Consider the following 20,211-nt stretch of genomic DNA (forward strand, 5'->3'; position numbering starts at 1 on the left):
CCCGCCCCGCCCGGTGAGCGCCCAGGAAGAGCGCAACGCGCTCACCCTCCCGCCCGCGCTGTACGACCAAGCCCTGCACCTGCTGCGGGAGTCGCCCGATGGAGTTCCGCCGCCACGCGGCTTCTCGCTGCCCCGGGAGCCCGCGGCCGACGGGGGCCCCCTTGCCCGGGAAGAGGCGGCGAACGCCGTCCGCGAAGCGCTCAGGCCGCTCCCGGACGGCCTCTCCGGCTTGCACCGCCGTTTCGTGCGACTCGGCATCCGGGCCGGCCACGGGCGTCAGATCCGTTCCGCTGTCGCCGAAATGCCTCTGCCCGCCGAGCAGCTGGACGCGGCACGTGCCCTGGGACGGCAGCTGACGCGGTCCGGGACGACCGTGGCCACCGTCACCGCAGGTGTCGCCCTGCTCCGGCGCTGCGGTGAGCCCGAGGACGTCCCGTACCTCTCCGTCCTCGGCCTGTTCCGGGAGTTCAACCGTGCGGCGGTCGAAGCGCTCGACATCCTCGACCGCCCGTCCGCCGCCGTCGTGTGGCTCGCGCTCTACGGCCGCGATGAGGGGCTGCAGCCGCTCATCCGGGCCCTGCGGAAGGGGAACCGGCAGGCCGTACACACGGCACTGGTCGCCTACCCCGCCTCTCCCCGGCACGTCAGCAGCGTGGTAGCCCGCCGGGTTGCCGAGGCTTGCCGGCTGGCAGACCTGCTCGACCACCACTGTGGCGATACGGACTTGCTCGCCCGGGCGGGCAGGTTGCTCGTCCGGATCGGGTCCTCGTACGAGGACCCGGCGGGCCTGCGCGCCTACCGTGACGCGCTGCGGGTCTACGACAGCGTCGTCACGCGAGCCGACCTGCTGCCGCCCACGCTCGACAACGCCGCCATGCTGCTGTCTCTCGCCCTGAACCTGAGCAGTGGCACCGCAGCGTTGCTGGACTGGCCGCCCGGTCGGCGCGCCGCGCTTCTCGACTCGCTCGGAAGGCTGAGGGGCGAGCCCCGGTGGGTGATGGCCGGCGCCGGAGCGAGCGAGCCGGACCAGCGCCTGCGGGCCGGATGGATCCGCCGCACCGGACGACGGCCGTTCGAGCGCCCGGAGGCGCCCGGCAGGCTGCGCATCGAGGTCGTGGCCGGCGACCCCGCGGACCGGGAACCCGTCGAGACCCGGATTCTCATCGACGGCCGTCCACTGGTTCCGGCAGTCTTCGGTCTCGGTCCCGCCCACAGGCCCGAGTACCTGCTGGACGAAGGCATGCTGCGGGCGGCAGCGCAGCCTCGAGAGGTGCAACTCGCGGAGGCCGGCTGCACCGAGGGGTGCTGCGGCGCGCTCTACGTCACCATCAGGCGGGACGGCGACCACGTGGTGTGGGAGAACTGGCGGCGGTCGCAGACCGTGCCGGCTCCTGGTGGACCGGCGGCATCCGAGCTGCCCGACTACCGGTTCGACGCCTCCGCCTACGATGCGGAGATCGCTCGGGCGGAGACCGACCGGTCCTGGTCCTGGCCGGCTCGCACCACGGCGCGCCTGATCGAGGCGGGGCTGAGGGAGAACCCGGAGCTGCTGGGCCGGTGGGATGCCAGGCGGGGGCGGATCAGCAGCGGGTTCCGGCATCCCGACACGACCGAGGTGACCTTCTGGTACGTGCCGGGGCCGGCGGCCGGCAGGCCTGAGCGAGCCGACAGCCCGCTCCAGTTCTGCTGGGTGATCCCCGATGACGGGACCCCGCCCGAGGCTCAAGCTGCCGCCGCCTTGCGCCGGTTGGCCGAAGAGGACCCGAAGACTTACGGACGGGTGTGCGGCGGCAGCCCTGAGCGCGCGGCGGAGCTCGGGTTCTCCTGGCCCGACAGCGCCTGACCGGTTCGCCTGACCCGTGCACCTGACCAGTCGCCGGGGACCCCGACGTCGACGCGAGCTCCTGGCTTTGTCGACGCGAGCTCCTGGCTTTCGAGAGCGCGGCGCCGGCGTCCGCGCGCAGCAGCGGGTGTGCGGCGGGGCGGGCAGGGACCCCGGGAGGGACGTTTCTGCGGTGAACGGGCTACGCCGTTGGCGTGAGCGGACCGCCGTAGGAACCATCGTCGAGAGATGGTCACGGAATGATCAGTTTTGGGTAAAGCGCCGCGGGTCGCTGCCCCGGGCTTCGATGCCCCACCTTTCCAGGAGGACCTGATCATGAGTTACGGCAACGCCCTGCGACAGCAGATCGCCCAGCCCGGCACCACCCCCCTGATCGGCGTGTACGACATGTACTCGGCGTCGGTGGCGGCCGGGCACTACGACGGGATCTTCGTGTCCGGGTTCGGCTTCGCAGCCTCCTACTACGGGCTGCCCGACATCGGATTCATCGCCTGGCCCGACATGATGGGCTTCGTCCAACGGCTGCGCGGCGCCTTCCCCCGCCATCACCTCCTCGTCGACATCGACGACGGCTACGTCGATCCGGAAGTGGCCTGCCACGTCGTGGAGGGCCTCGAGCGCACCGGTGCCTCCGGCGTCATCCTGGAGGACCAGAAGCGCCCCCGGCGGTGCGGGCACGCCGACGGCAAGCAGGTGCTGCCGCTGGCGGAGTACCTGGAGAAGCTCGGCATGGTCCTGGCCACGCGCAAGGACCTCGTGGTCGTCGCCCGTACCGACGCGACGGAGGAAGCCGACATCATCGAGCGGGCGCAGGCCCTGGCCGCCACCGACGCCGACGTCGTCCTGGTCGACGGCGTCCGCAGTGTCGAGTGGATCGAGCGGATCCGTGGGGTCGTCGGCGGCAAGCCGCTGATGTTCAACCAGATCGCCGGCGGCAAGTCCCCGCGGCTCTCGCTCCGCGAGCTGGACGAGCTCGGCGTCGACGTCGCGATCTACAGCACTCCCTGCCTGTTCGCCGCGCACCGGGCGATGGACACCGCGCTCACCGAACTCCGCCTGGCCGACGGGCGCCTGCCCGGTGGCGAGGACGGCGGGGCGATCGGCGTCGCGGAGTCCACCAGGCTGCTGGCCCGGAACATCAGCCGTCACCACCCCGTCCCGGCGGCGCGCGACAGCACGGACGTCAGCGTGTGACGTGTGCGCGGGTGCGGCCCGCCGTCCGGCTCGCCTCAGCCGCGCCGGCCGACGGCCGCGGGGCCCCGCGGCCGGGTTCACGACTCCCGCACGGCGTGGAGACGTCACGCCCCCTTCCTGCCCGGCGCCCCTGTGCGCCCGGCCGGTGGGGGCCGGTCATTACCATGAGGGGGTTTGGCGGAGCGCGTTTCATACGGAGGAAGCTGAGGGTGTTCTCGGTGGTCGTCAGGCAGGACGCGCGGGGCGTGGTGTTCGCGCTGCGCGGGGAGCTCGACTTCGAAAGCGTGGTGCAGCTGCACGAGGCCGGCGAGACGGAGCTGGGCAGGGGAAAGGGGGCGGGGCCCGTCGTGGCGGACTGCTCCGACCTGCAGTTCTGCGATTCGTCCGGCGTCGGCGCCCTGGTGCGGTTCTTCCAGCAGCTGGCCGCACAGGGCCGGGTGCTGCGGTTGGCGAGTGTGCCGGATTCGGTGGCCCGCCTCCTCTCGCTGACGGGACTGGACCAGGTCTTCTCCGTCCACGCGGACGTGTGCGAGGCCTTGGTCGCGGGCACGGGCGGGCGTGACGTCGTCGCTGCGGGTGCTGACGGTCCGGTACGGGCGAGTGAGGGGCAGGGCACATGACGCGCGTACCGGGGGAGAAAGCGGTGCGGTCCGCCGGGACGTCAGGGGTCGGGGCGAACGGCGGGGGCAGGGCGGAGGATGACCTGCGGGCCCTGTTCGGGCAGTCGACGGCCGTGTTCGCCTCCCTCGCCGGGCCGGCGCACATGCTGGAGGCGGCGAACGCGGCGTTCTTCACCGCGATCGGCGGCGGTCGGCGCACCCGCACCGGCGTGCCCCTCGGCCAGTTGCTGCCCGAACTCGTCGACCAGGGCTTCCTCGCCCTCCTGGACCAGGTGTACCGCACCGGCAAGGCCTACACCGGCCGGGATTCCCGGGTGGTGCTGGGTGAGGGTGCGGGCGCGCGGGAGGCGTTCTTCGACTTCACCTACGAGCCCCGTCTGGACGCCGGTGGCAACACCATGGGCGTACGGATCATCGGGGTGGAGACCACCCAGGTCAAGCACGCCCAGCGGCTGGCGGCCGAGCACCGCGCCCTGTTGGAGCAGATCGCCCGCCAGGCGCCCCTGCCCGACGTCCTTGAGGGCATGGCCCGCGCCATCGAGGACCTGTCGCCCGAGGAAGTGCTGGTCTCCGTCCTGCTGGCCGACGCCGACGGCAAGCACCTGCGGCACGGGGCGGCGCCCAGCCTGCCCGACTTCTACAACGAGGCCATCGACGGCATCGCCACCGGGGAAGGTGTCGGCTCGTGCGGCACGGCCGCGCACCGCCGCCGGCCTGTGATCGTCACCGACATCTCCACGGACGTGTTCTGGGACGACTTCCGCGACCTGGCCGAGAAGGCGGGGCTCGCCGCCTGCTGGTCCACGCCGATACTCGCCCGCGACGGCTCGCTGCTGGGCACCTTCGCCATGTACCACCGCACTCCGCGTGCGCCGCAGGAGGCAGACCTCGCGCTGGCCCGGGTCTTCGCCGACACCGTGGCCCTGGCCGTCGAACGCCAGCAGGCCGAACAGGCGCGGCAGGCCGCCGAGGCCCGGGAGAAGGCGGCCCGCGCCGACCTCGCCTTCCTCCTCAAGGCCAGTACCGCCCTGACCAGCGACCTGGACGCCGCCCAGACCCTCCAGCGCCTGGCCGCGTTCTGCACCCCGCAGCTGGCGCCCCTGTGCGCGGTCGATGTCGTCGAGGGCGGAAGGGTGCGCCGTATCGCCACCGCCGCGCCCACACCGGGTCAGCGGGACCTGCTGGCCTCGCACGTGCCCGTGTCGGACGCCGCCGACCACACCGTCGCCCGCGTCCTGGCCTCGGGTATGAGGGAGGTGGCGCGCCGCACGCCCACCGGGTCCGGCCCCTGGCAGGACCTGGGCGTCACCGGCTACATGTGCATCCCCCTCATGGACCGGGGCACCGCGTTCGGCACGTTGACCCTGCTCTCCACTGCCGACCACCCCTTCGACGGCCACACCGTCGCCCTGGCCGAGGAACTCGCCCGCCGCGCCGCGCTGGCCGCCCGCAACGCCCGCCAGTACACCCACCGCGTCACCCTCGCCCGCGACCTGCAAGCCGGACTGCTCCTGCCCGAACTCCCCGACGTGCCCGGCGCGGACGTCGCCACCTCCTACCACCCCGCCGGCGAAGGCCTGGACGTCGGCGGCGACTTCTACGACGTCTTCCCCCTCGACGACGGCCGCTGGGCCTTCATGCTCGGCGACGTCTGCGGACGCGGCGCCATCGCCGCCACGACCACCGCTCTGGTGCGCCACACCGCCCGCGCCGTGGCCCCCCTCCTGCCCGGCCCGGACGCCGTCGTCGAAGCCGTCAACCGGGCCCTGCTGAACCGGCCCGACAGCCATGGCACCGGCTTCGTCACCCTCGTCTACGGGCAGCTCACCCCCACCCCGGGCGGACTGGACGTCGGCCTGGTGCGCGCCGGCCACACCCTGCCCCTCGTCCTCGCCGCCGACGGCACCGCGCACACCGTGGACGCGCCCGGCGCGCTCCTCGGGATCACGGCGGACCCGGCTGTGACCGTCCACCGCCTGCGGCTGCGCCCGCGGGAGAGCCTGCTCCTCTACACGGACGGCATCACCGAAGCCCGCGACGGCTCCGGCGAGCAGTTCGGCGAACAACGCCTCGCGGCCGCCCTGACCGGCGCGTTGCACCGCCCCGGCGCGCACGGCGTCATCGACGCCCTCACCCGGGCCGTGCAGGCCTTCACAGGCGGCCACGGCATCGACGACGACCAGGCCGTCCTCGTCCTGACCGCCACCTGACCCGGCTGCCGTCCCGGGTCGACGGGTGGCCCCCCATGCCGACGGGGCGGCGTACCGACGTGGTGTCGGGTACGCCGCCCTCGGGCGGAACGGTCGGGGAGGTGACCCCTCTGTCACGGCGGTTACTTCGGATCGTCGTTGAACTTCGAGGTCGACCAGCGGTAGCCGAGCGCTGCCAGGCCGATGGACCAGGCGACCGCGAGCCAGCCGTTGTAGCCGATCTCGGTGCCGAGCAGCAGGCCGCGCAGGGTTTCGATGGCGGGAGTGAAGGGCTGGTACTGGGCGATCGGCTGGAACCAGCCCGGCATCGCGTCGATCGGGGTGAACGCGCTGGAGATGAGCGGCAGCAGGATCAGCGGCATCGCGCTGTTGCTGGCGGCCTCGGCGTTCGGGCTGGCCATGCCCATCCCGACCGCGATCCAGGTGAGGGCCAGGGCGAAGAGTGCGAGCAGCCCGATCGCTGCCAGCCACTCCAGGGCGGTCGCGTCCGTGGACCGGAAGCCGATGGCCACGGCGACGGCGCCGACGAGGACGACGCTGGCGATCGACTGCAGGACGCTGCCGACGACGTGCCCGATCAGTACGGAGCCGCGGTGGATCGCCATGGTGCGGAAGCGGGCGATGATGCCCTCCGACATGTCGGTGGCGACGGAGACCGCGGCGCCGATGACGGTGCTGCCGATGGTCATCAGCAAGATGCCCGGGACGACGTAGGCGATGTAGGCGGAGCGGTCGGCGCCGCCCCCCATGCCCGCGCTCATCGTGTCGCCGAAGATGTAGACGAAGAGCAGCAGCAGCATGACCGGCGTGAGCAGCAGGTTCAGGGTGAGGGAGGGGTAGCGGCGCGCGTGCAGGAGGTTGCGGCGCAGCATCGTGGCCGAATCGCGCGCGGCGAGGGAGAGGGAGCTCATCGGACGTTCTCCTTGGACTGGTCGTTCTGGGCGGGCACGGGCACGGTGGAGCCGGTCAGGGCGAAGAAGACGTCGTCGAGGTCGGGGGTGTGCACGGTCAGTTCGTCGGCTTCGATGCCGGCGGAGTCCAGCCAGTCGAGGATGGAGCGCAGTTCGCGCTGGCTGCCGTCGCTCGGGATCTGCAGGGCGAGGGCTTCGTCGTCCCGGGAGGCCTCGCGCAGGGCGGAGGCGGCGCTGCGGTACGCGGACGGGTCGGAGAAGCGGAGCCGGACATGGCCTCCGGGGATCAGGCGCTTGAGCTGCTCGGCGGTTCCTTCGGCAGCGATCTTCCCGTCGTTGAGCACGGCGATGCGGTCGGCGAGCTGGTCGGCTTCCTCCAGGTACTGGGTGGTGAGGAAGACGGTGACGCCGGTGGTGACGAGCTCGCGGATGATCTGCCACATGTTGTGGCGGCTGCGGGGGTCGAGGCCGGTGGTGGGCTCGTCGAGGAAGATGATCCGCGGGTCGCCGACCAGGGTCATGGCGATGTCGAGACGGCGCTTCATGCCGCCGGAGTAGGTGGAGGCCGGCTTCTTCGCGGCCTCGGTGAGGTCGAAGCGCTCCAGGAGTTCGGCGGCGACGCGTCGTCCCTCGGGCTTGGAGAGGTGGTGGAGGTCGGCCATGAGCAGCATGTTCTCCTCGCCGGTGATCAGGCCGTCGACGGCGGAGAACTGTCCGGTGACGCCGATCGCGGCGCGGATCGCCTGCGGGTCGGTGGCGAGGTCGTGGCCTGCGACGCGGATCTCGCCGGAGGCGGGGCCGGCCGAGATGAGAGTGGAGAGGATCTTGACGGCGGTGGTCTTGCCGGCGCCGTTCGGACCGAGCAGGGAGAAGACCGTTCCTTCCGGGACGGCCAGGTCGATGCCGTCCAGGACGGTCTTGTCGCCGTAGGACTTGCGCAGCCCGTTCGCCGCGATGGCCAAGCTGGTCATGGGGAGTGCTCCTTCTGGAAGCTGCGTACGGAGGCTGCGGGTCAGAGGCTGCGGGCGGTGATGTCGCCCTGGGAGGTGGTCGCCCGGATCTCGAGCTGGGCGGCGCCGTCGTTCTTGAGGTGGTTGCTGATGCGTCCGTAGGAGGTGCCGGCGTCCAGGGAGGCCGGGACGCCGTCGGCGGCGGTGACCGTGATGTCGCCCTGCTGGGTGCTCAGCACGACCTTGCCGCGTACGGCCTCGGCGATCCGGATGTCACCCCTCGCGGTGCTGATCTCCGCGGGTCCGCCCAGGCGGCCGACCTCGACGTCGCCGTCGGTCGCGGTGAGGCGCAGGCTCGCGGCCTCATCGATCTTGATCTGGTGGTACGCGCCGTCGAAGGTGACGTCACCGAGGCGGCCGACGGCCCGGAACTCGGTGCTGGCCGCCTTCGCCTCGACCCGGGAACCGGTGGGCAGCTGGACGGTCACCTCGATGGCTCCGGAGGGGCCGAAGTACTGGTTCTTCACCGGGACCTCCACCCGCAGGACCCCGTCGGCGTACTCGACCGTGGTCTCCTGCGCCGCCTTCACGTCGCGGCTCTTCGAGGCGTTCCGGGGCCGGACGTCCACAGCGGTGTCGGCGCGGTCGGCGGCGATGATCTGGACCCGCCCGGCGGGGATGTCGAGGAGTGCGGTGATGGCGGCGGGGGTGTCGTACTTCTGCATTGTTCTCTCCTGCGGCTCGTCGTTTCCGATGGACGAAAAGCTACGTTGCATTCAAGAAAGCTTCAACGTCTTCGTTGCGCCAAATCGCTGTTCCCGCAGGTAGATTCAGGGATTTCGTTGCAACAGATCTCGAGGTAAATGCAACACCACAGGGCGCATCGTTGCAATGATTGAAGATGAACGCTATGGTGGCGACGCCAGAGCGAACGAAGGAGAACCCGATGCCGGGAGGCAGGCTCACCCAGCAGGAACGCCAGCAGATCGGCCTGGGGCTGGCCGACGGCCTCGCCTACGCCGAGATCGCCAGACGTCTCGACCGTCCGACCTCGACGGTCACGCGCGAGGTGATGCGCAACGGCGGCCCCACCGCCTACCGCCCCGACCTGGCCCACCGCGCCACCGAGCGCCGCGCCCACCGGCGAAAGACCGCCCCGCCCCGGGGAGCCGAGCAGGCCGCACTGCCGCACGGGCGCGACCCCGAGGCCCTGGCCGAGTACGAAGAGCAGTTCACCACCGTCATGATGCAATCGGGCCTGTCCAACAGGATGATGGCGCGGGTGATGGTCTGTCTCCTCACCACCGACTCCGGCAGCATGACCGCCGCCGAACTCGTCCAGCGCCTCCAGGTCAGCCCGGCGTCCATCTCCAAGTCCATCGCCTTCCTGGAGGGCCAGGCCCTCGTCCGCCGGGAACGCGACGAACGCCGCCGGGAGCGCTACGTCATCGACGAGAACCTCTGGTACCACTCGATGGAGGCCAGCGTCCGCGCCCTCACCCAGCAGGTCGAGGTCTCGCGGCAGGGCGTCGGCATCCTCGGCCCCGGCACCCCGGCCGCGGTGCGCCTGGAGAACGTCGCCCGCTTCCTCGACTTCGTCGCCGAAAGCCTCGCGCGCGCGGCGGAGCAGGCCCGCGACGTGCTCCACACGAAGGCCGAACCGACCTCCGACGGTGCGTGACCACCGGGGTGTTCGTGCGTGACCACCGGGTTGCCGTGGTTGACCACCGTATTGCCGTGGTCGGCCCCCGGGTTGTTCGTGCACGGGCAACCGTCCTACCCTCGCGGGCATGCCGTACGAGAAGGAAGTACCGCCGCCGGCCGAGGTGTTGCGGGCGGCCTACGACGCTTTCGACGCCGTCGTCAAAACCATCACGGACGAGCGCTCGTGGCTGCCGACCGGCTGTGTCGGCTGGTCGGTCCGCGACCTCGTCTTCCACTGCGTGGGCGACGCCCAACGCGGCCTGGTCGCGCTGCACATGCCCGTCCGGCGGCCGCCGGACCGCGACGCCGTCACCTACTGGGAGGACTGGCGTCCGGAACCCGTGGGCGCGGCCAACGGCCGGAGGTTCAACCGGGTCGTCGCCAGCATGTTCCTGCGCGTCGGCCAACTGTGCGAGCTGTATTCGGACACCACGGCCGCCATGGTCCACGCCGCGGCCGGCGCCGCGGTGGACCAGCCCGTCGCCACTCAGGGCCACGTACTGCTCGCCGGCGATCTGATCCGCACGCTGGCCGTCGAGGCGACACTGCACCACCTCGACCTCGTCGTGTCCCTCGCCGGCGCGCCGGAGCCCTCGCCCGAAGGGCTCGGCGAAGTGCGCCGCACCCTTGACGGGCTCCTCGGCCGGCCGGTGCCGGTGGCGTGGGACGACGCGCAGTACGCGCGCGCGGCGACGGGACGCGCGCCGCTGTCCGATGCCGACAGGGCCCGTCTGGGCGCGGACGCCGACCGTTTCCCGCTGTTCGCATAGCGCCACCGACCGGCCGGCCGCGACCCTGACCGGCCCCGGCGCGTATGGCCAGGCCCGGCGCGTACAGCCAGGCCCGGCGTCTGCAGCCGGTCCCGGCGCATGAAATCCGCGCCTCGAAGCATGTGCGTGGGATGGAATGCGTGATGTACGAGGAACGGTCCGGCCGGTCGGAGAGCGTGGAGTGCGGCCTGGAGGACGAGGCCTGCCAGCTGGTGCTGAAGCGGCTGCGCGGGCTGGGTGAGGGCGAGTTCGGCTGGGTGCGCCTGGTCGACCCGGCCGAGGCGGAACTGGTCCAGCTGGCCGGGGAGCTGGGTCTGCACCCCCTCGCCGTGGAGGACGCGGTACAGGAACGGCAGCGCCCGAAGCGCGAACGTTTCGGCGACGTGCTGGCCGTCGCCCTCAAGACGCTCTGGTACGTCGACGCGGACAGGGCGGTGGAGACGGGGCAGCTGATGGTCTTCGTCGGCCCCCGGTACGTGCTCACCGTGCGCCACGGTCCGGTCGACCCGGCCGCCGAGGCCGCCCGCCGGCTCGAAGCGGACCCCGGCATGCTGCGTTTCGGCCCGCTGTCCGTCCTGCACGCCGTGCTCGACGTGGCCGTGGACGCCTACAGCGACAGCGCGGACAAGGTGCGGGCGGCACTCACCGAGCTGGAGGACTGCGTCTTCTCCACCTCCCGCGTCGACCACACCGAGGCGATCTACTCGCTGAAGCGGGAGGTGCGGGAGTTCCGTGACGCGGTACAGCCCCTCGTCCCCGTGCTGCACGGGCTCCTGACCGGCCCGGGACCGGACGGGCAGGGCCATCCCCCGAAAGTGCTGCCGTACTTCCGCGATGTCGCGGACCACCTGAGCCGCGCCGACACCGAGGTCCGGTCCCTGGACGAGCTGCTGAACTCGGTCCTGGACGCACAACAGGCGCGGGTGGGTACCTGGCAGAACGACGACATGCGCCGCATCTCGGCCTGGGCGGCGATCTTCGCGATCCCCACCATGGTCGCGGGCGTCTACGGGATGAACTTCCAGCACATGCCCGAGCTCGGCTGGAGCTACGGCTATCCGCTCGCCCTCGGGCTCATGGCGCTGGCCTCCGGGCTCCTCTACCGGGCCTTCCGCCGCAACGGCTGGCTCTAGGCGGCGCCCGCGGCCCACGCGTGACACGGGCCACCCCGCCCGACGGAGCCCTCGGCGCGACGGAGGGGGCGCGGTACCGCACCGGCTAGGCTGCGGGCGTGCCGTCGTACTCCATCGGGCAGGCCGCCGGTCTGCTGGGCGTGAGCCCCGAGACAGTCCGTCGCTGGGCCGAATCGGGCCGGCTGCTCTCCCGCCGCGCCGCGGACGGGTCCCGGTCCGTCGACGGCGCGGTCCTCGCCGTGCTCGCCAAGGAACGCGCCGCCGGGCTGCGCCCCCTCCCGACCGGCGCCGCCGCCACCTCCGCACGGAACTGCTTCACCGGGATCGTCACCGCCGTACTGCTCGGCGACGTGGCGGCCCAGGTCGAGATCCAGGCCGGGCCGCACCGCGTCGTCTCCGTGCTGACCCGGGAGTCGGTCGAGGAGCTCGGCATCGCGGTCGGGGTCACCGTCACGGCCCGGGTGAAGTCCACTGACGTCCACATCGACGTACCGCTGCGGGACAAACGCGACCGCTGACGTCCGGCTGACCTGGACCACCCCGCGACCCTGAGCGTCACCGCGGGTGGCCCGCTGGCGTGGCGCCGGGGCGCGGTGGGCGAAGACGGATATACCGCATGCGGGAGGTGCCGTGTCCGTTCGCCGTCTTGCCCTCGCCCTCGCCCTCGCCGAGCCGGTTCTCGCGCTGGTGCTCGCCGCCGGGGCATCCGGGGCGGCCCCCGTGCCGCGGGCGGGGCCGGGGCCGGGTTCCCGGGTGACCGCCGTCGCCGCGGACCCGGGCAGTGCGACGGCACTGGCCGGGTACGCGGTCCAGTCGACGGCGAAGGTCAGGGACCCGGCGGGAGCGGTGTCCCGCCCCGGTTATCCGGCGGCCGGGTGGTTTCCGGCAGGCCCCCGTTCCACCGTCCTCGCGGCCCTCCTCGCCGCGGGCGCGTACCCCGACCCCTTCTACTCCACCCGGCAGAGGCAGATCCCGGCCGCGGACTTCGCGGTGCCCTGGTGGTTCCGGTCCGATTTCACCCTCGCCGACACCACGGCCCGTACCCACCTCGACTTCAGCGGGGTGATCTCCGCCGCCGACGTGTTCGTCAACGGTCGCCCGGTCGCCACCGCGCGGACCGTCGCCGGCGCCTACACCCGGCACGAGCTCGACATCACGGGCCTGGTCCGGGCGGGCACCAATACCGTCGCCTTCCGGATCCGGCCCAACGACCCGCGCGAACACCTCACGATGGGCTGGCTCGACTGGATCCAGCCGCCGCCCGACCACAACATGGGCATCGTCCGTGACGTCACCGTGCGCCGTACGGGGCCCGTCGCGCTGCGCGACGCGCACGTGGTGACCGCCCTGGCGCTGCCTTCGCTGTCCTCTGCCGAACTGACCGTCAAGGCCCGGGTGCGCAACGACTCGGCCCGTACCGTCACCGCCACGGTGTCCGGTACGGCCGGTCCGGCCGCCGTCAGCCGGCGCGTGACCCTCGCCCCGCACGAGACGAAGTCCGTCGTCTTCTCCCCCGCCGACCACCCCGCGCTCCGGTTGCGCTCCCCCCGCGTGTGGTGGCCGGCCGCGATGGGCCGCCAGCCCCTGTACGGGCTCCACCTGACCGCGACCGTCAACGGCGAGCCCTCCGACGCCGCCCGTACCTCCTTCGGCGTCCGAGACGTGCGGGCGCCCCTCAACGCCGACGGCGCCCGCCAGTACGTGGTCAACGGGCGCCCGCTGCTGATCAAGGGCGCCGGCTGGTCTCCCGACGCGTTCCTGCGCTGGGACCGCGCCGTGGTGGAGGACCGGCTGCGGTACGCCCTCGACCTGGGCCTGAACACCCTGCGCCTGGAAGGGCACCTCGAGCCCGACGAGTTCTTCGACCTCGCCGACCGGTACGGGATCCTGACGCTGCCCGGCTGGGAGTGCTGCGACAAGTGGGAGGGCGAGGTCAACCGCGGGGGGAGCGGGAAGAGGTGGGACGCGGCCGACCACCTCGTCGCCCGGGCCTCCATGGCCGCGGAAGCGGCCCGGCTCCGCCGACACCCGAGCGTGATCTCCTTCCTGATCGGCAGTGACGTCGCACCGAACGCGGAGATCGAACGGGGCTACGTCGAGGCGCTGCGCGCCGCCGACTGGACGGCCCCGGTGGTGCCCGCGGCCTCCGACGCCTCCGCGCCGCTCACCGGGCGTTCGGGGATGCGGATGACCGGCCCGTACGACTGGGTGCCGCCCGCCTACTGGTACGGGAAGCGGGCGGGCGGCGCGACCGGTTTCAACTCCGAGACCAGCGCCGGCCCCGACGTCCCCACCCTCGACACGCTGCGCCGCACGATGTCCCCGGCCGAGCTGGAGACGCTGTGGAGGGACCCGTCCGCCGCGCAGTACCACCGCTCCCCCTCGGCGGTCTTCTCGACCCTCAAGCTGTACGACGCCGCCCTGTCGGCCCGTTACGGCGCCCCGAGGGGCCTGGAGGACTACGTGCGCAAGGCGCAGCTCGCCCAGTACGAGAACGTCCGCGCCCAGTTCGAGGCCTACGCCCGCAACGCCGGGGACGCCTCCGCGCCGTCGACGGGGGTCGTGTACTGGATGTTCAACAGCGGCTGGACCTCGCTGCAGTGGCAGCTGGTGGACCGCTACCTCGACCAGGGCGGCGCCTATTTCGGCGTGAAGAAGGCGAACGAGCCGCTGCACGTCCAGTACGGGTACGACGACCGTTCGGTGTCGGTCGTCAACAACCGGACGTCCGCGGCGTCCGGCCTGACGGCGCGCGTGACGCTCTTCTCCACCGACGGGGTGCGGCGGTACGACCGGACGGTGACCGGCCTGCGCGTCGCCGGCGGCGGCGCGAGCGCCACCGCGCTGACGGTTCCCCGGCGCGTGCCGGGCTTGTCCACGGCGTACCTGGCCCGGTTGCTGCTGACGGACGGCGCGGGGCGGGAGGTGAGCCGGAACGTGTACTGGCTCTCCACGCGGGAGGACGTGCTCGACTACGCGAACACCGACTGGTGGCACACGCCCACGACCTCCTACGCCGACCTGCGCGGCCTGGACTCGATGGAGCGGGTGGCGGTGACCGCGTCCGCCAGGACGACGCGGGACGCCGCGGGCACCTCCACGACGAGGGTGACCCTGCGCCACGCGGGCCACGGCCGCACGCCGGCACTGCTGACGGACGTCCATCTGGTGGGGGTGCGGGGCGAGCCGGTGCTGCCGGTCCGGTGGAGCGACAACCAGGTCAGCCTCTGGCCCGGTGAGTCGGTGACCCTGACGGCGACCTACCGCACGGCCGATCTGCGGGGGGCGGCGCCACGGCTACGGATCTCGGGGTGGAACACGCCGGCGTTCGTGTCCCGATGAGTCTGCCGTGGGCGGTGGCCATCGGCCGGGCCGCGCCGGCCGCAGCCCCCGAGGGCCGGGGCCTCCCGGACGAGGTGTGCGGTGCGTCGAACCGGGTCATCATGGCGGAGAGCGGGTGCGCCGTGCCCGGGTGGCCCGGGCAGCGCCCCGCGGCCGGGAGGCGACGCATGAACCTGGACCAGTCGCAGAGGGCCTGGGCCGTGATCATCTGCGCCGTTGCCGTCATCCTCTCCGACCTCTTGGCGATCGTCCTGATGAACACCCTCGGACGCTGACCCGTCGGGGCCGCCGCGCGGCCGCCCGGCCGCCCGGCCGAGGGGAGAAGGCCGGCGACACCGTCACTATCCGGTCAGCCTGGGTGGACGTTCGGTGAACCGCGCACGGCCGACAGCAGGTCAACGGGCCGCATACGGGACACAGGAGCGCGTGTCACCCTCCGTTCGAGGGTGATCACCCAGGGCACGTCCCACGCCTGAGCTGCCTGAACGACCGTTCGGTCGCCGATTATCGAACGGGATGTCTGTAAATCGGTCATCGATGTGCACTCATCCTTCACACCCGACAGACTCGGCAGCGTCCAGTCAACAGAACGCAGCCAACTGCTGCTTTCGACCTTCGAATTGAAAGAGAGTCACGTCGTGCGTCACCGCATCGCTGCCGTCTCCGCTGCCGCCCTGCTCACCCTGGCCGGCGCCACCGGCATCGCGGAGGCCAAGCCCGCCAGCCTGTACGCCCCCTCCGCAGTGGTCCTCACCGTCGGCCAGGGCGAGAACGGGGTCACCGTCGTACGGGCCGCCACGCTCAGCTGCGCTCCGACCGCCCAGGGCACGCACCCGGACCCCAAGGCCGCCTGTACCGCGCTCGCCGCCACCGCCGGCAGCCTCGACACGCTGCTGACCGCCCCGGACCCGCACCGCGTCTGCCCGATGCACTACGACCCGGTCACCGTCACCGCCGACGGTGTCTGGCAGGGCAGCCGCCTCTCCTGGAAGCACACCTTCCCCAACGCGTGCGCGATGTCGGCGACCTTCAACGGGAACGCCGCCTTCGCCTTCTGACGGCACCGGGTCCAGCCGTCCACCCCGCCCGGTCTGTGCCGGTCCGATCCTTCGGACCGGCTCTGTCCGCATCCCGAAGGGGTGAACGACGTGGAGCGCAGCCAGCACGTGGTGCCGGCGACGGCCTCCCGGACCGCAGCCGTCGGCGGTCCGCCCCGCTGAGGCTGCGCGTACCCTCTGCATGTGTCAGCCTCCCGCCTCCGCCGCGTCGCCGTCCTCGTACTGGACGGGGCGAAACCGCTCGACGTCGGCATTCCCGCGCAGGTGTTCACGACGCGGGCGAGCATGCCGTACGAGGTGCGGGTGTGCGGCGCGGCACCCGGCCTCGTGACCGGCGGGGACGGCCTGTCGTACGCCGTCTCGCACGGGCTCGACGCCCTCGCGTGGGCCGACATCGTCTTCGTCCCCGGCTACCGGTTCCCGGACCGCGACGACCCACCGCGGGCGGTGATCGACGCGCTGATCGCCGCCCACGACCGGGGTGCGCGGCTCGCCGCCATCTCGACGGGCGCGTTCGCGCTCGCCGCCACCGGCCTGCTCGACGGCAAGCGCGCCACGACCCACTGGCACTACGCGCGGGCGCTCGTGGCCAGGCATCCGCTCGTCCGGCTCGACGAGAACGTGCTGTTCGTCGACGAGGGCAGCGTGCTGACCTCGGCCGGCGCCGCCTCGGGCATCGACCTGTGCCTGCACATCCTGCGCCGTGACCTCGGTGTGGCCGCCTCCAACCACGCGGCACGGCGCCTGGTCGCGGCCCCGTACCGCAGTGGCGGCCAGGCGCAGTACGTGCCGCGCAGCGTGCCCGAGCCGCTCGGCGAGCGGTTCGCGGCGACGCGGGAGTGGGCGCTGCACCGGCTCGGGGAGCCCCTGACCCTGGAGGCGCTCGCCGGGCACGCGGCGGTTTCACCCCGGACGTTCTCGCGGCGTTTCACCCAGGACACGGGGTACACGCCGATGCAGTGGGTGATGCGGGCCCGGATCGACGTGGCGCGCGAGCTGCTCGAACGTTCGCAGCGCAGCGTGGAGCAGATCGCCGCCGATGTGGGGCTGGGGACCGGGGCGAACCTGCGGTTGCACTTCCAGCGGATCCTGGGCACCACCCCGAGCGAGTACCGGCGCACCTTCACCCGGGGCGGGTAGCGGGCCGACGCGGAGAGGCCCTCCCCGGCGGCATCCTCGTGGCGGGAGCTGCGACGGCGTCCCGCCGGCGGGAGGTCCGGTGGGCGAGATCCTTTTGGCGCGATCCTTTTGAACCATGGCAATCCCGCCGCTGTCCCGGGCGGGTGGCGGAGGCGAACCTGGGGGCGAACAGAGAAGGGGACACCGCTCATGACTCGTATCGCCATCAACGGTTTCGGTCGCATCGGACGCAACGTGCTGCGCGCACTGCTCGAACGCGACAGCGACCTCGACGTCGTCGCCGTCAACGACCTCACGGAGCCCGCGACCCTCGCGCGGCTGCTCGCCTACGACACCACCTCCGGCCGGCTCGGCCGCCCGGTGACCGTCGACGGGAACGTCCTCGTCGTGGACGGCCGCCGCATCACGGTGCTCGCGGAGCGGGAACCGGAGCAGCTTCCGTGGGCCGAGCTGGGTGTCGACATCGTGCTCGAGGCGACCGGCCGTTTCACCTCTGCGGAGGCCGCCCGCGGCCACCTCAAGGCGGGGGCGAGCAAGGTCCTGGTCAGCGCGCCGTCGGACGGCGCCGACGTCACGCTCGCGTACGGGGTCAACAACGACGCGTACGACCCGGCCGTGCACACGATCGTCTCGAACGCCTCGTGCACGACGAACGCCCTCGCGCCGCTGGCCGCGGTGCTGGACGAGCTCGCCGGCATCGAGCACGGCTTCATGACGACGGTGCACGCCTACACCCAGGAGCAGAACCTCCAGGACGGTCCGCACCGTGACGCCCGCCGCGCCCGCGCCGCGGCCGTCAACATCGTGCCGACCACGACGGGCGCGGCCAAGGCGATCGGCCTCGTGCTGCCCAACCTGGACGGCAAGCTGTCGGGCGACTCGATCCGCGTGCCGGTCCCGGTGGGTTCGATCGTCGAACTCAACACGACCGTGGCCCGCGACGTGACGCGCGACGAGGTGCTGGCGGCGTACTGCGCCGCGGCGCAGGGACCGCTGGCCGGCGTACTGGAGTACTCGGACGACCCGCTCGTGTCGTCCGACATCACGGGCAACCCCGCCTCGTCGATCTTCGACTCGGAGCTCACGCGCGTCGACGGCCGCCACGTCAAGGTGGTCGCCTGGTACGACAACGAGTGGGGCTTCTCCAACCGTGTGATCGACACGCTCACGCTCCTCGCCGCCGGCTGAACCGTACGCGGCTGCGTACGCCGCCCGCGGGCCGTGACGAGGGCGCCACGATAGGATTGCGGTGGTTTGTCATGACCTGATCTCATCGGTCGTGCCGCGTCCTGTGCTCGTGTCGCTCCCGTCGCGGTACTCGACCGCCGAGCCCGAGGGCTGGTGCCGGCATGAGGACCCTCCGCACGGACGACAGGACCCCGCGCCGCTCCGGCCGCCGCGCCCCGGTGGCGGCTGCGGGCGCCGCCCTGCTGATCGTGGTCTGTGGCCCGCCCCTGGCGGCCCCCGCCGCAGCGGCCGCACCCGTCGCGGCGGCGAGCACCCCGGTGCCGTCCCCTTCCCCGTCAGCCGCCCCGTCGGCGTTGAAGCCGATCGATCCGGCCGCGCTGCGCTCGGCGGTCGAGAAGGCGGCGGAGAAGCTCATGCTGCCCGGCGCGGTGGTCCTGCTCCGGACGCCGCAGGGGACCTTCCGTACGGTCGTCGGCACGGCCGAGTCGGGCACGTCCCGACCGCCCTCCACTGCCGATCACTTCAGGATCGCCTCGAACACCAAGACCATGACTTCCGCGCTGGTCATGCTGCTGGCCCGGGACGGCAGGCTACGGCTCACCGACCCGGTGTCCGACTACGTCCCCGCAGTGCCCGGCGGCGCCCGCATCACCATCGCCGAACTGCTCGCCATGCGCAGCGGCCTGTACAACTACACCAGCGCGCCCGAGTTCTCCGCATCCCTGGACGCGGCGCCGGGCAAGGCGCGGACGCCGCGGGAGATGCTCGACATCGCTTTCAGGCACCCGCCGAACTTCGCACCCGGCACGTCCTACGAGTACAGCAACACCAACTACGTGCTGCTGGGCCTCGTCGCCGAGAAGGCCGGGGCCCGTCCGCTGGACCGGCAGTTCCGCGACCGGCTGTTCACCCCGCTCGGCCTGGCCGGAACCTCCCTGCCCGGCATCCACGACCTCTCCCTCCCCGACCCCTACGCGCACGGTTACATGTACGGCGGATCGGCCTACGCGATGGTCGACAAGCCCTATCCCGCCGACGTCCGGGCCGCGGCCCGCTCGGGGAAGCTGCGGCCGGTGGACTACACCCATCAGAACGTCTCCTACGCCACCGCCGCCGGGGGCGCCATCTCCACCGCGGACGACATGGCCACCTGGATCAAGGCCCTCGTGACGGGCAAGGTCTTGGACCACGCCTCCCAGCAGCAGTGGCTGCACAGTCCGCGGGCCGAGGACCCGGCCTCCCCCGAAGGCCCGGAATACGGGTACGGCATCGCCCACCAGCGGTTCACCCCGCACGCGTCGATGTACTACCACGGGGGTGAACTCCCCGGATTCAACTCGTTCATCGGCCATGACCCGGACAACGACGTCACCCTCGTCATCTGGACGAACCTGACCGTGTCGCTCGACGGGAGGGCCACGGCCAACGCCCTGCTGCCGACCGTCCTCAACCAGGTCTACAGCGGCCTCTCCTACCCCACCGTCACCGACACCCACACCGACTAGAGCCCCGTCGGTCCGGCAGCGCCGGGGGTACGGGCGAGCCGGGGACACGGGCGAGCCGCGTCGGGGACCGCCCGGCCGTACACCGGGCGGTCCCTGACGCGGTTGACGTCCGGGGTCAGACGGCCGAGGTGCGGTCGCCGTCGGGGGTGTTGCACAGGGCCCAGATGACGAACACGCCGATCAGGATCGAGATGATCGCCCAGACCGGTGTGTAGGGCATCCACATGAAGTCGAGGATGATGCCGCACCCGGCCAGCACCACACCCGCGACCCGCGCCCAGAGCACCCTCTTGAGGAGCCCGGCGCCGACGACGACGAGGATGATGCCCAGGATCAGGTGGATCCAGCCCCAGGTGGTCAGGTTGAACTTGAAGACGTAGTTGCCCAGGTGGGCGTAGACGTCGTCCTTCGCGAGGCCGGTGATGCCCTTGATGATGCCGAGGACGCCGTCCACGAGCAGGAGGACCCCTGCGAACAAGGTGCCGCCCGCTGCCCAGGCGCTGCGGCCGCTGTAGGGATCACCGCCGCGAGGGGCGCGTGCGGAGGATTGGGGGGTCGAAGGCTGTGCCACGACAGACTCCTTCATCGGGCGGTGCGCCGGAACGTGGCGCCGGGATCAGCATCCGGCCGCAGTCGGGGCGAG

At 72.2% G+C, this 20,211-nt stretch carries 18 protein-coding genes; 14 read left to right on the forward strand and 4 right to left on the reverse strand.

The annotated features are described in order from the left end of the window. The first annotated feature begins 13 nt into the window (after nt 1-13). The 4 genes from OHA81_RS02785 to OHA81_RS02800 all read left to right on the forward strand — a co-directional run bounded on the left by OHA81_RS02785 (nt 14) and on the right by OHA81_RS02800 (nt 5,867). On the forward strand, nt 14-1,843 hold the full coding sequence (locus tag OHA81_RS02785; protein ID WP_329192387.1) for a hypothetical protein: 1,830 nt from the start codon (nt 14-16) through the stop codon (nt 1,841-1,843). Nucleotides 1,844-2,158: 315 nt separating this feature from the next. Continuing rightward, nucleotides 2,159-3,037 (forward strand): isocitrate lyase/PEP mutase family protein, encoded by an 879-nt coding sequence (locus tag OHA81_RS02790; RefSeq protein WP_329192389.1) that lies wholly within the window; start codon nt 2,159-2,161, stop codon nt 3,035-3,037. 209 nt (nt 3,038-3,246) lie between these two features. Further along, nucleotides 3,247-3,657: an STAS domain-containing protein gene (locus OHA81_RS02795; protein WP_329192391.1), complete on the forward strand. Its 411-nt coding sequence runs from the start codon at nt 3,247-3,249 to the stop codon at nt 3,655-3,657. Next, nucleotides 3,654-5,867 carry a SpoIIE family protein phosphatase gene (locus OHA81_RS02800; RefSeq protein WP_329192393.1) on the forward strand — a complete coding sequence of 738 codons (2,214 nt, stop codon included), beginning with the start codon at nt 3,654-3,656 and terminating at the stop codon, nt 5,865-5,867. The genes OHA81_RS02795 and OHA81_RS02800 overlap by 4 nt, the downstream gene beginning before the upstream one ends. Before the next feature lie 122 nt (nt 5,868-5,989). Here the strand turns inward: OHA81_RS02800 and OHA81_RS02805 are convergent, their stop codons facing one another. The 3 genes from OHA81_RS02805 to OHA81_RS02815 are packed head-to-tail and all read right to left on the reverse strand — an operon-like array spanning nt 5,990 to nt 8,453. After that, nucleotides 5,990-6,778 carry an ABC transporter permease gene (locus OHA81_RS02805; RefSeq protein ID WP_329192395.1) on the reverse strand — a complete coding sequence of 263 codons (789 nt, stop codon included), beginning with the start codon at nt 6,776-6,778 and terminating at the stop codon, nt 5,990-5,992. Further along, nucleotides 6,775-7,749 (reverse strand): ATP-binding cassette domain-containing protein, encoded by a 975-nt coding sequence (locus tag OHA81_RS02810; protein WP_329192397.1) that lies wholly within the window; start codon nt 7,747-7,749, stop codon nt 6,775-6,777. The genes OHA81_RS02805 and OHA81_RS02810 overlap by 4 nt, the downstream gene beginning before the upstream one ends. A gap of 41 nt (nt 7,750-7,790) precedes the next feature. Next, nucleotides 7,791-8,453 carry a DUF4097 family beta strand repeat-containing protein gene (locus tag OHA81_RS02815; protein ID WP_329192399.1) on the reverse strand — a complete coding sequence of 221 codons (663 nt, stop codon included), beginning with the start codon at nt 8,451-8,453 and terminating at the stop codon, nt 7,791-7,793. Between the two features lie 221 nt (nt 8,454-8,674). Between OHA81_RS02815 and OHA81_RS02820 the strand changes: the two genes are divergently transcribed. The 10 genes from OHA81_RS02820 to OHA81_RS02865 all read left to right on the forward strand — a co-directional run bounded on the left by OHA81_RS02820 (nt 8,675) and on the right by OHA81_RS02865 (nt 19,568). Continuing rightward, nucleotides 8,675-9,409 (forward strand): helix-turn-helix domain-containing protein, encoded by a 735-nt coding sequence (locus OHA81_RS02820; RefSeq protein ID WP_329192401.1) that lies wholly within the window; start codon nt 8,675-8,677, stop codon nt 9,407-9,409. 109 nt (nt 9,410-9,518) lie between these two features. After that, nucleotides 9,519-10,202 (forward strand): maleylpyruvate isomerase N-terminal domain-containing protein, encoded by a 684-nt coding sequence (locus tag OHA81_RS02825; protein WP_329192403.1) that lies wholly within the window; start codon nt 9,519-9,521, stop codon nt 10,200-10,202. Nucleotides 10,203-10,345: 143 nt separating this feature from the next. Next, the gene (locus OHA81_RS02830; protein WP_329192405.1) at nt 10,346-11,335 is read left to right on the forward strand and encodes a magnesium and cobalt transport protein CorA; all 990 of its coding nucleotides are present in this window, start codon (nt 10,346-10,348) and stop codon (nt 11,333-11,335) included. 98 nt (nt 11,336-11,433) lie between these two features. Next, nucleotides 11,434-11,853 (forward strand): TOBE domain-containing protein, encoded by a 420-nt coding sequence (locus OHA81_RS02835; RefSeq protein WP_329192407.1) that lies wholly within the window; start codon nt 11,434-11,436, stop codon nt 11,851-11,853. A 112-nt stretch (nt 11,854-11,965) separates the two neighbouring features. After that, a complete protein-coding gene (locus OHA81_RS02840; protein ID WP_443056409.1) occupies nt 11,966-14,677 on the forward strand; it encodes a glycoside hydrolase family 2 protein in 2,712 nt (903 codons plus the stop codon). Further along, nucleotides 14,674-14,952: a hypothetical protein gene (locus OHA81_RS02845; RefSeq protein ID WP_329192409.1), complete on the forward strand. Its 279-nt coding sequence runs from the start codon at nt 14,674-14,676 to the stop codon at nt 14,950-14,952. Before OHA81_RS02840 ends, OHA81_RS02845 begins: the two co-directional genes overlap by 4 nt. A gap of 363 nt (nt 14,953-15,315) precedes the next feature. Beyond that, the gene (locus OHA81_RS02850) at nt 15,316-15,735 is read left to right on the forward strand and encodes a subtilase-type protease inhibitor (protein ID WP_329192411.1); all 420 of its coding nucleotides are present in this window, start codon (nt 15,316-15,318) and stop codon (nt 15,733-15,735) included. Nucleotides 15,736-15,918: 183 nt separating this feature from the next. Continuing rightward, a complete protein-coding gene (locus tag OHA81_RS02855; protein WP_329192413.1) occupies nt 15,919-16,875 on the forward strand; it encodes a GlxA family transcriptional regulator in 957 nt (318 codons plus the stop codon). Between the two features lie 189 nt (nt 16,876-17,064). Further along, the gene (gap, locus tag OHA81_RS02860; protein WP_329192416.1) at nt 17,065-18,063 is read left to right on the forward strand and encodes a type I glyceraldehyde-3-phosphate dehydrogenase; all 999 of its coding nucleotides are present in this window, start codon (nt 17,065-17,067) and stop codon (nt 18,061-18,063) included. A gap of 161 nt (nt 18,064-18,224) precedes the next feature. Further along, nucleotides 18,225-19,568, forward strand: coding sequence for a serine hydrolase domain-containing protein (locus OHA81_RS02865; protein WP_329192417.1), 1,344 nt, complete (start codon nt 18,225-18,227; stop codon nt 19,566-19,568). Between the two features lie 115 nt (nt 19,569-19,683). Here OHA81_RS02865 and OHA81_RS02870 read toward each other — a convergent pair whose 3' ends face one another. Beyond that, nucleotides 19,684-20,139 (reverse strand): DUF7144 family membrane protein, encoded by a 456-nt coding sequence (locus tag OHA81_RS02870; RefSeq protein ID WP_443056411.1) that lies wholly within the window; start codon nt 20,137-20,139, stop codon nt 19,684-19,686. Between the last annotated feature and the right edge of the window lie 72 nt (nt 20,140-20,211).

The organism is Streptomyces sp. NBC_00667, assembly GCF_036226825.1.
In the GTDB taxonomy this organism is placed as follows: domain Bacteria; phylum Actinomycetota; class Actinomycetes; order Streptomycetales; family Streptomycetaceae; genus Streptomyces.

Coding starts and splice junctions, on each gene's coding strand:
- OHA81_RS02790 (WP_329192389.1), top strand. CDS start 2,159: ATGAGTTACGGCAACGCCCTGCGACAGCAGATCGCCCAGCCCGGCACC.
- OHA81_RS02800 (WP_329192393.1), top strand. CDS start 3,654: ATGACGCGCGTACCGGGGGAGAAAGCGGTGCGGTCCGCCGGGACGTCA.
- OHA81_RS02805 (WP_329192395.1), bottom strand. CDS start 6,778: ATGAGCTCCCTCTCCCTCGCCGCGCGCGATTCGGCCACGATGCTGCGC.
- OHA81_RS02810 (WP_329192397.1), bottom strand. CDS start 7,749: ATGACCAGCTTGGCCATCGCGGCGAACGGGCTGCGCAAGTCCTACGGC.
- OHA81_RS02815 (WP_329192399.1), bottom strand. CDS start 8,453: ATGCAGAAGTACGACACCCCCGCCGCCATCACCGCACTCCTCGACATC.
- OHA81_RS02820 (WP_329192401.1), top strand. CDS start 8,675: ATGCCGGGAGGCAGGCTCACCCAGCAGGAACGCCAGCAGATCGGCCTG.
- OHA81_RS02825 (WP_329192403.1), top strand. CDS start 9,519: ATGCCGTACGAGAAGGAAGTACCGCCGCCGGCCGAGGTGTTGCGGGCG.
- OHA81_RS02830 (WP_329192405.1), top strand. CDS start 10,346: ATGTACGAGGAACGGTCCGGCCGGTCGGAGAGCGTGGAGTGCGGCCTG.
- OHA81_RS02845 (WP_329192409.1), top strand. CDS start 14,674: ATGAGTCTGCCGTGGGCGGTGGCCATCGGCCGGGCCGCGCCGGCCGCA.
- gap (WP_329192416.1), top strand. CDS start 17,065: ATGACTCGTATCGCCATCAACGGTTTCGGTCGCATCGGACGCAACGTG.
- OHA81_RS02865 (WP_329192417.1), top strand. CDS start 18,225: ATGAGGACCCTCCGCACGGACGACAGGACCCCGCGCCGCTCCGGCCGC.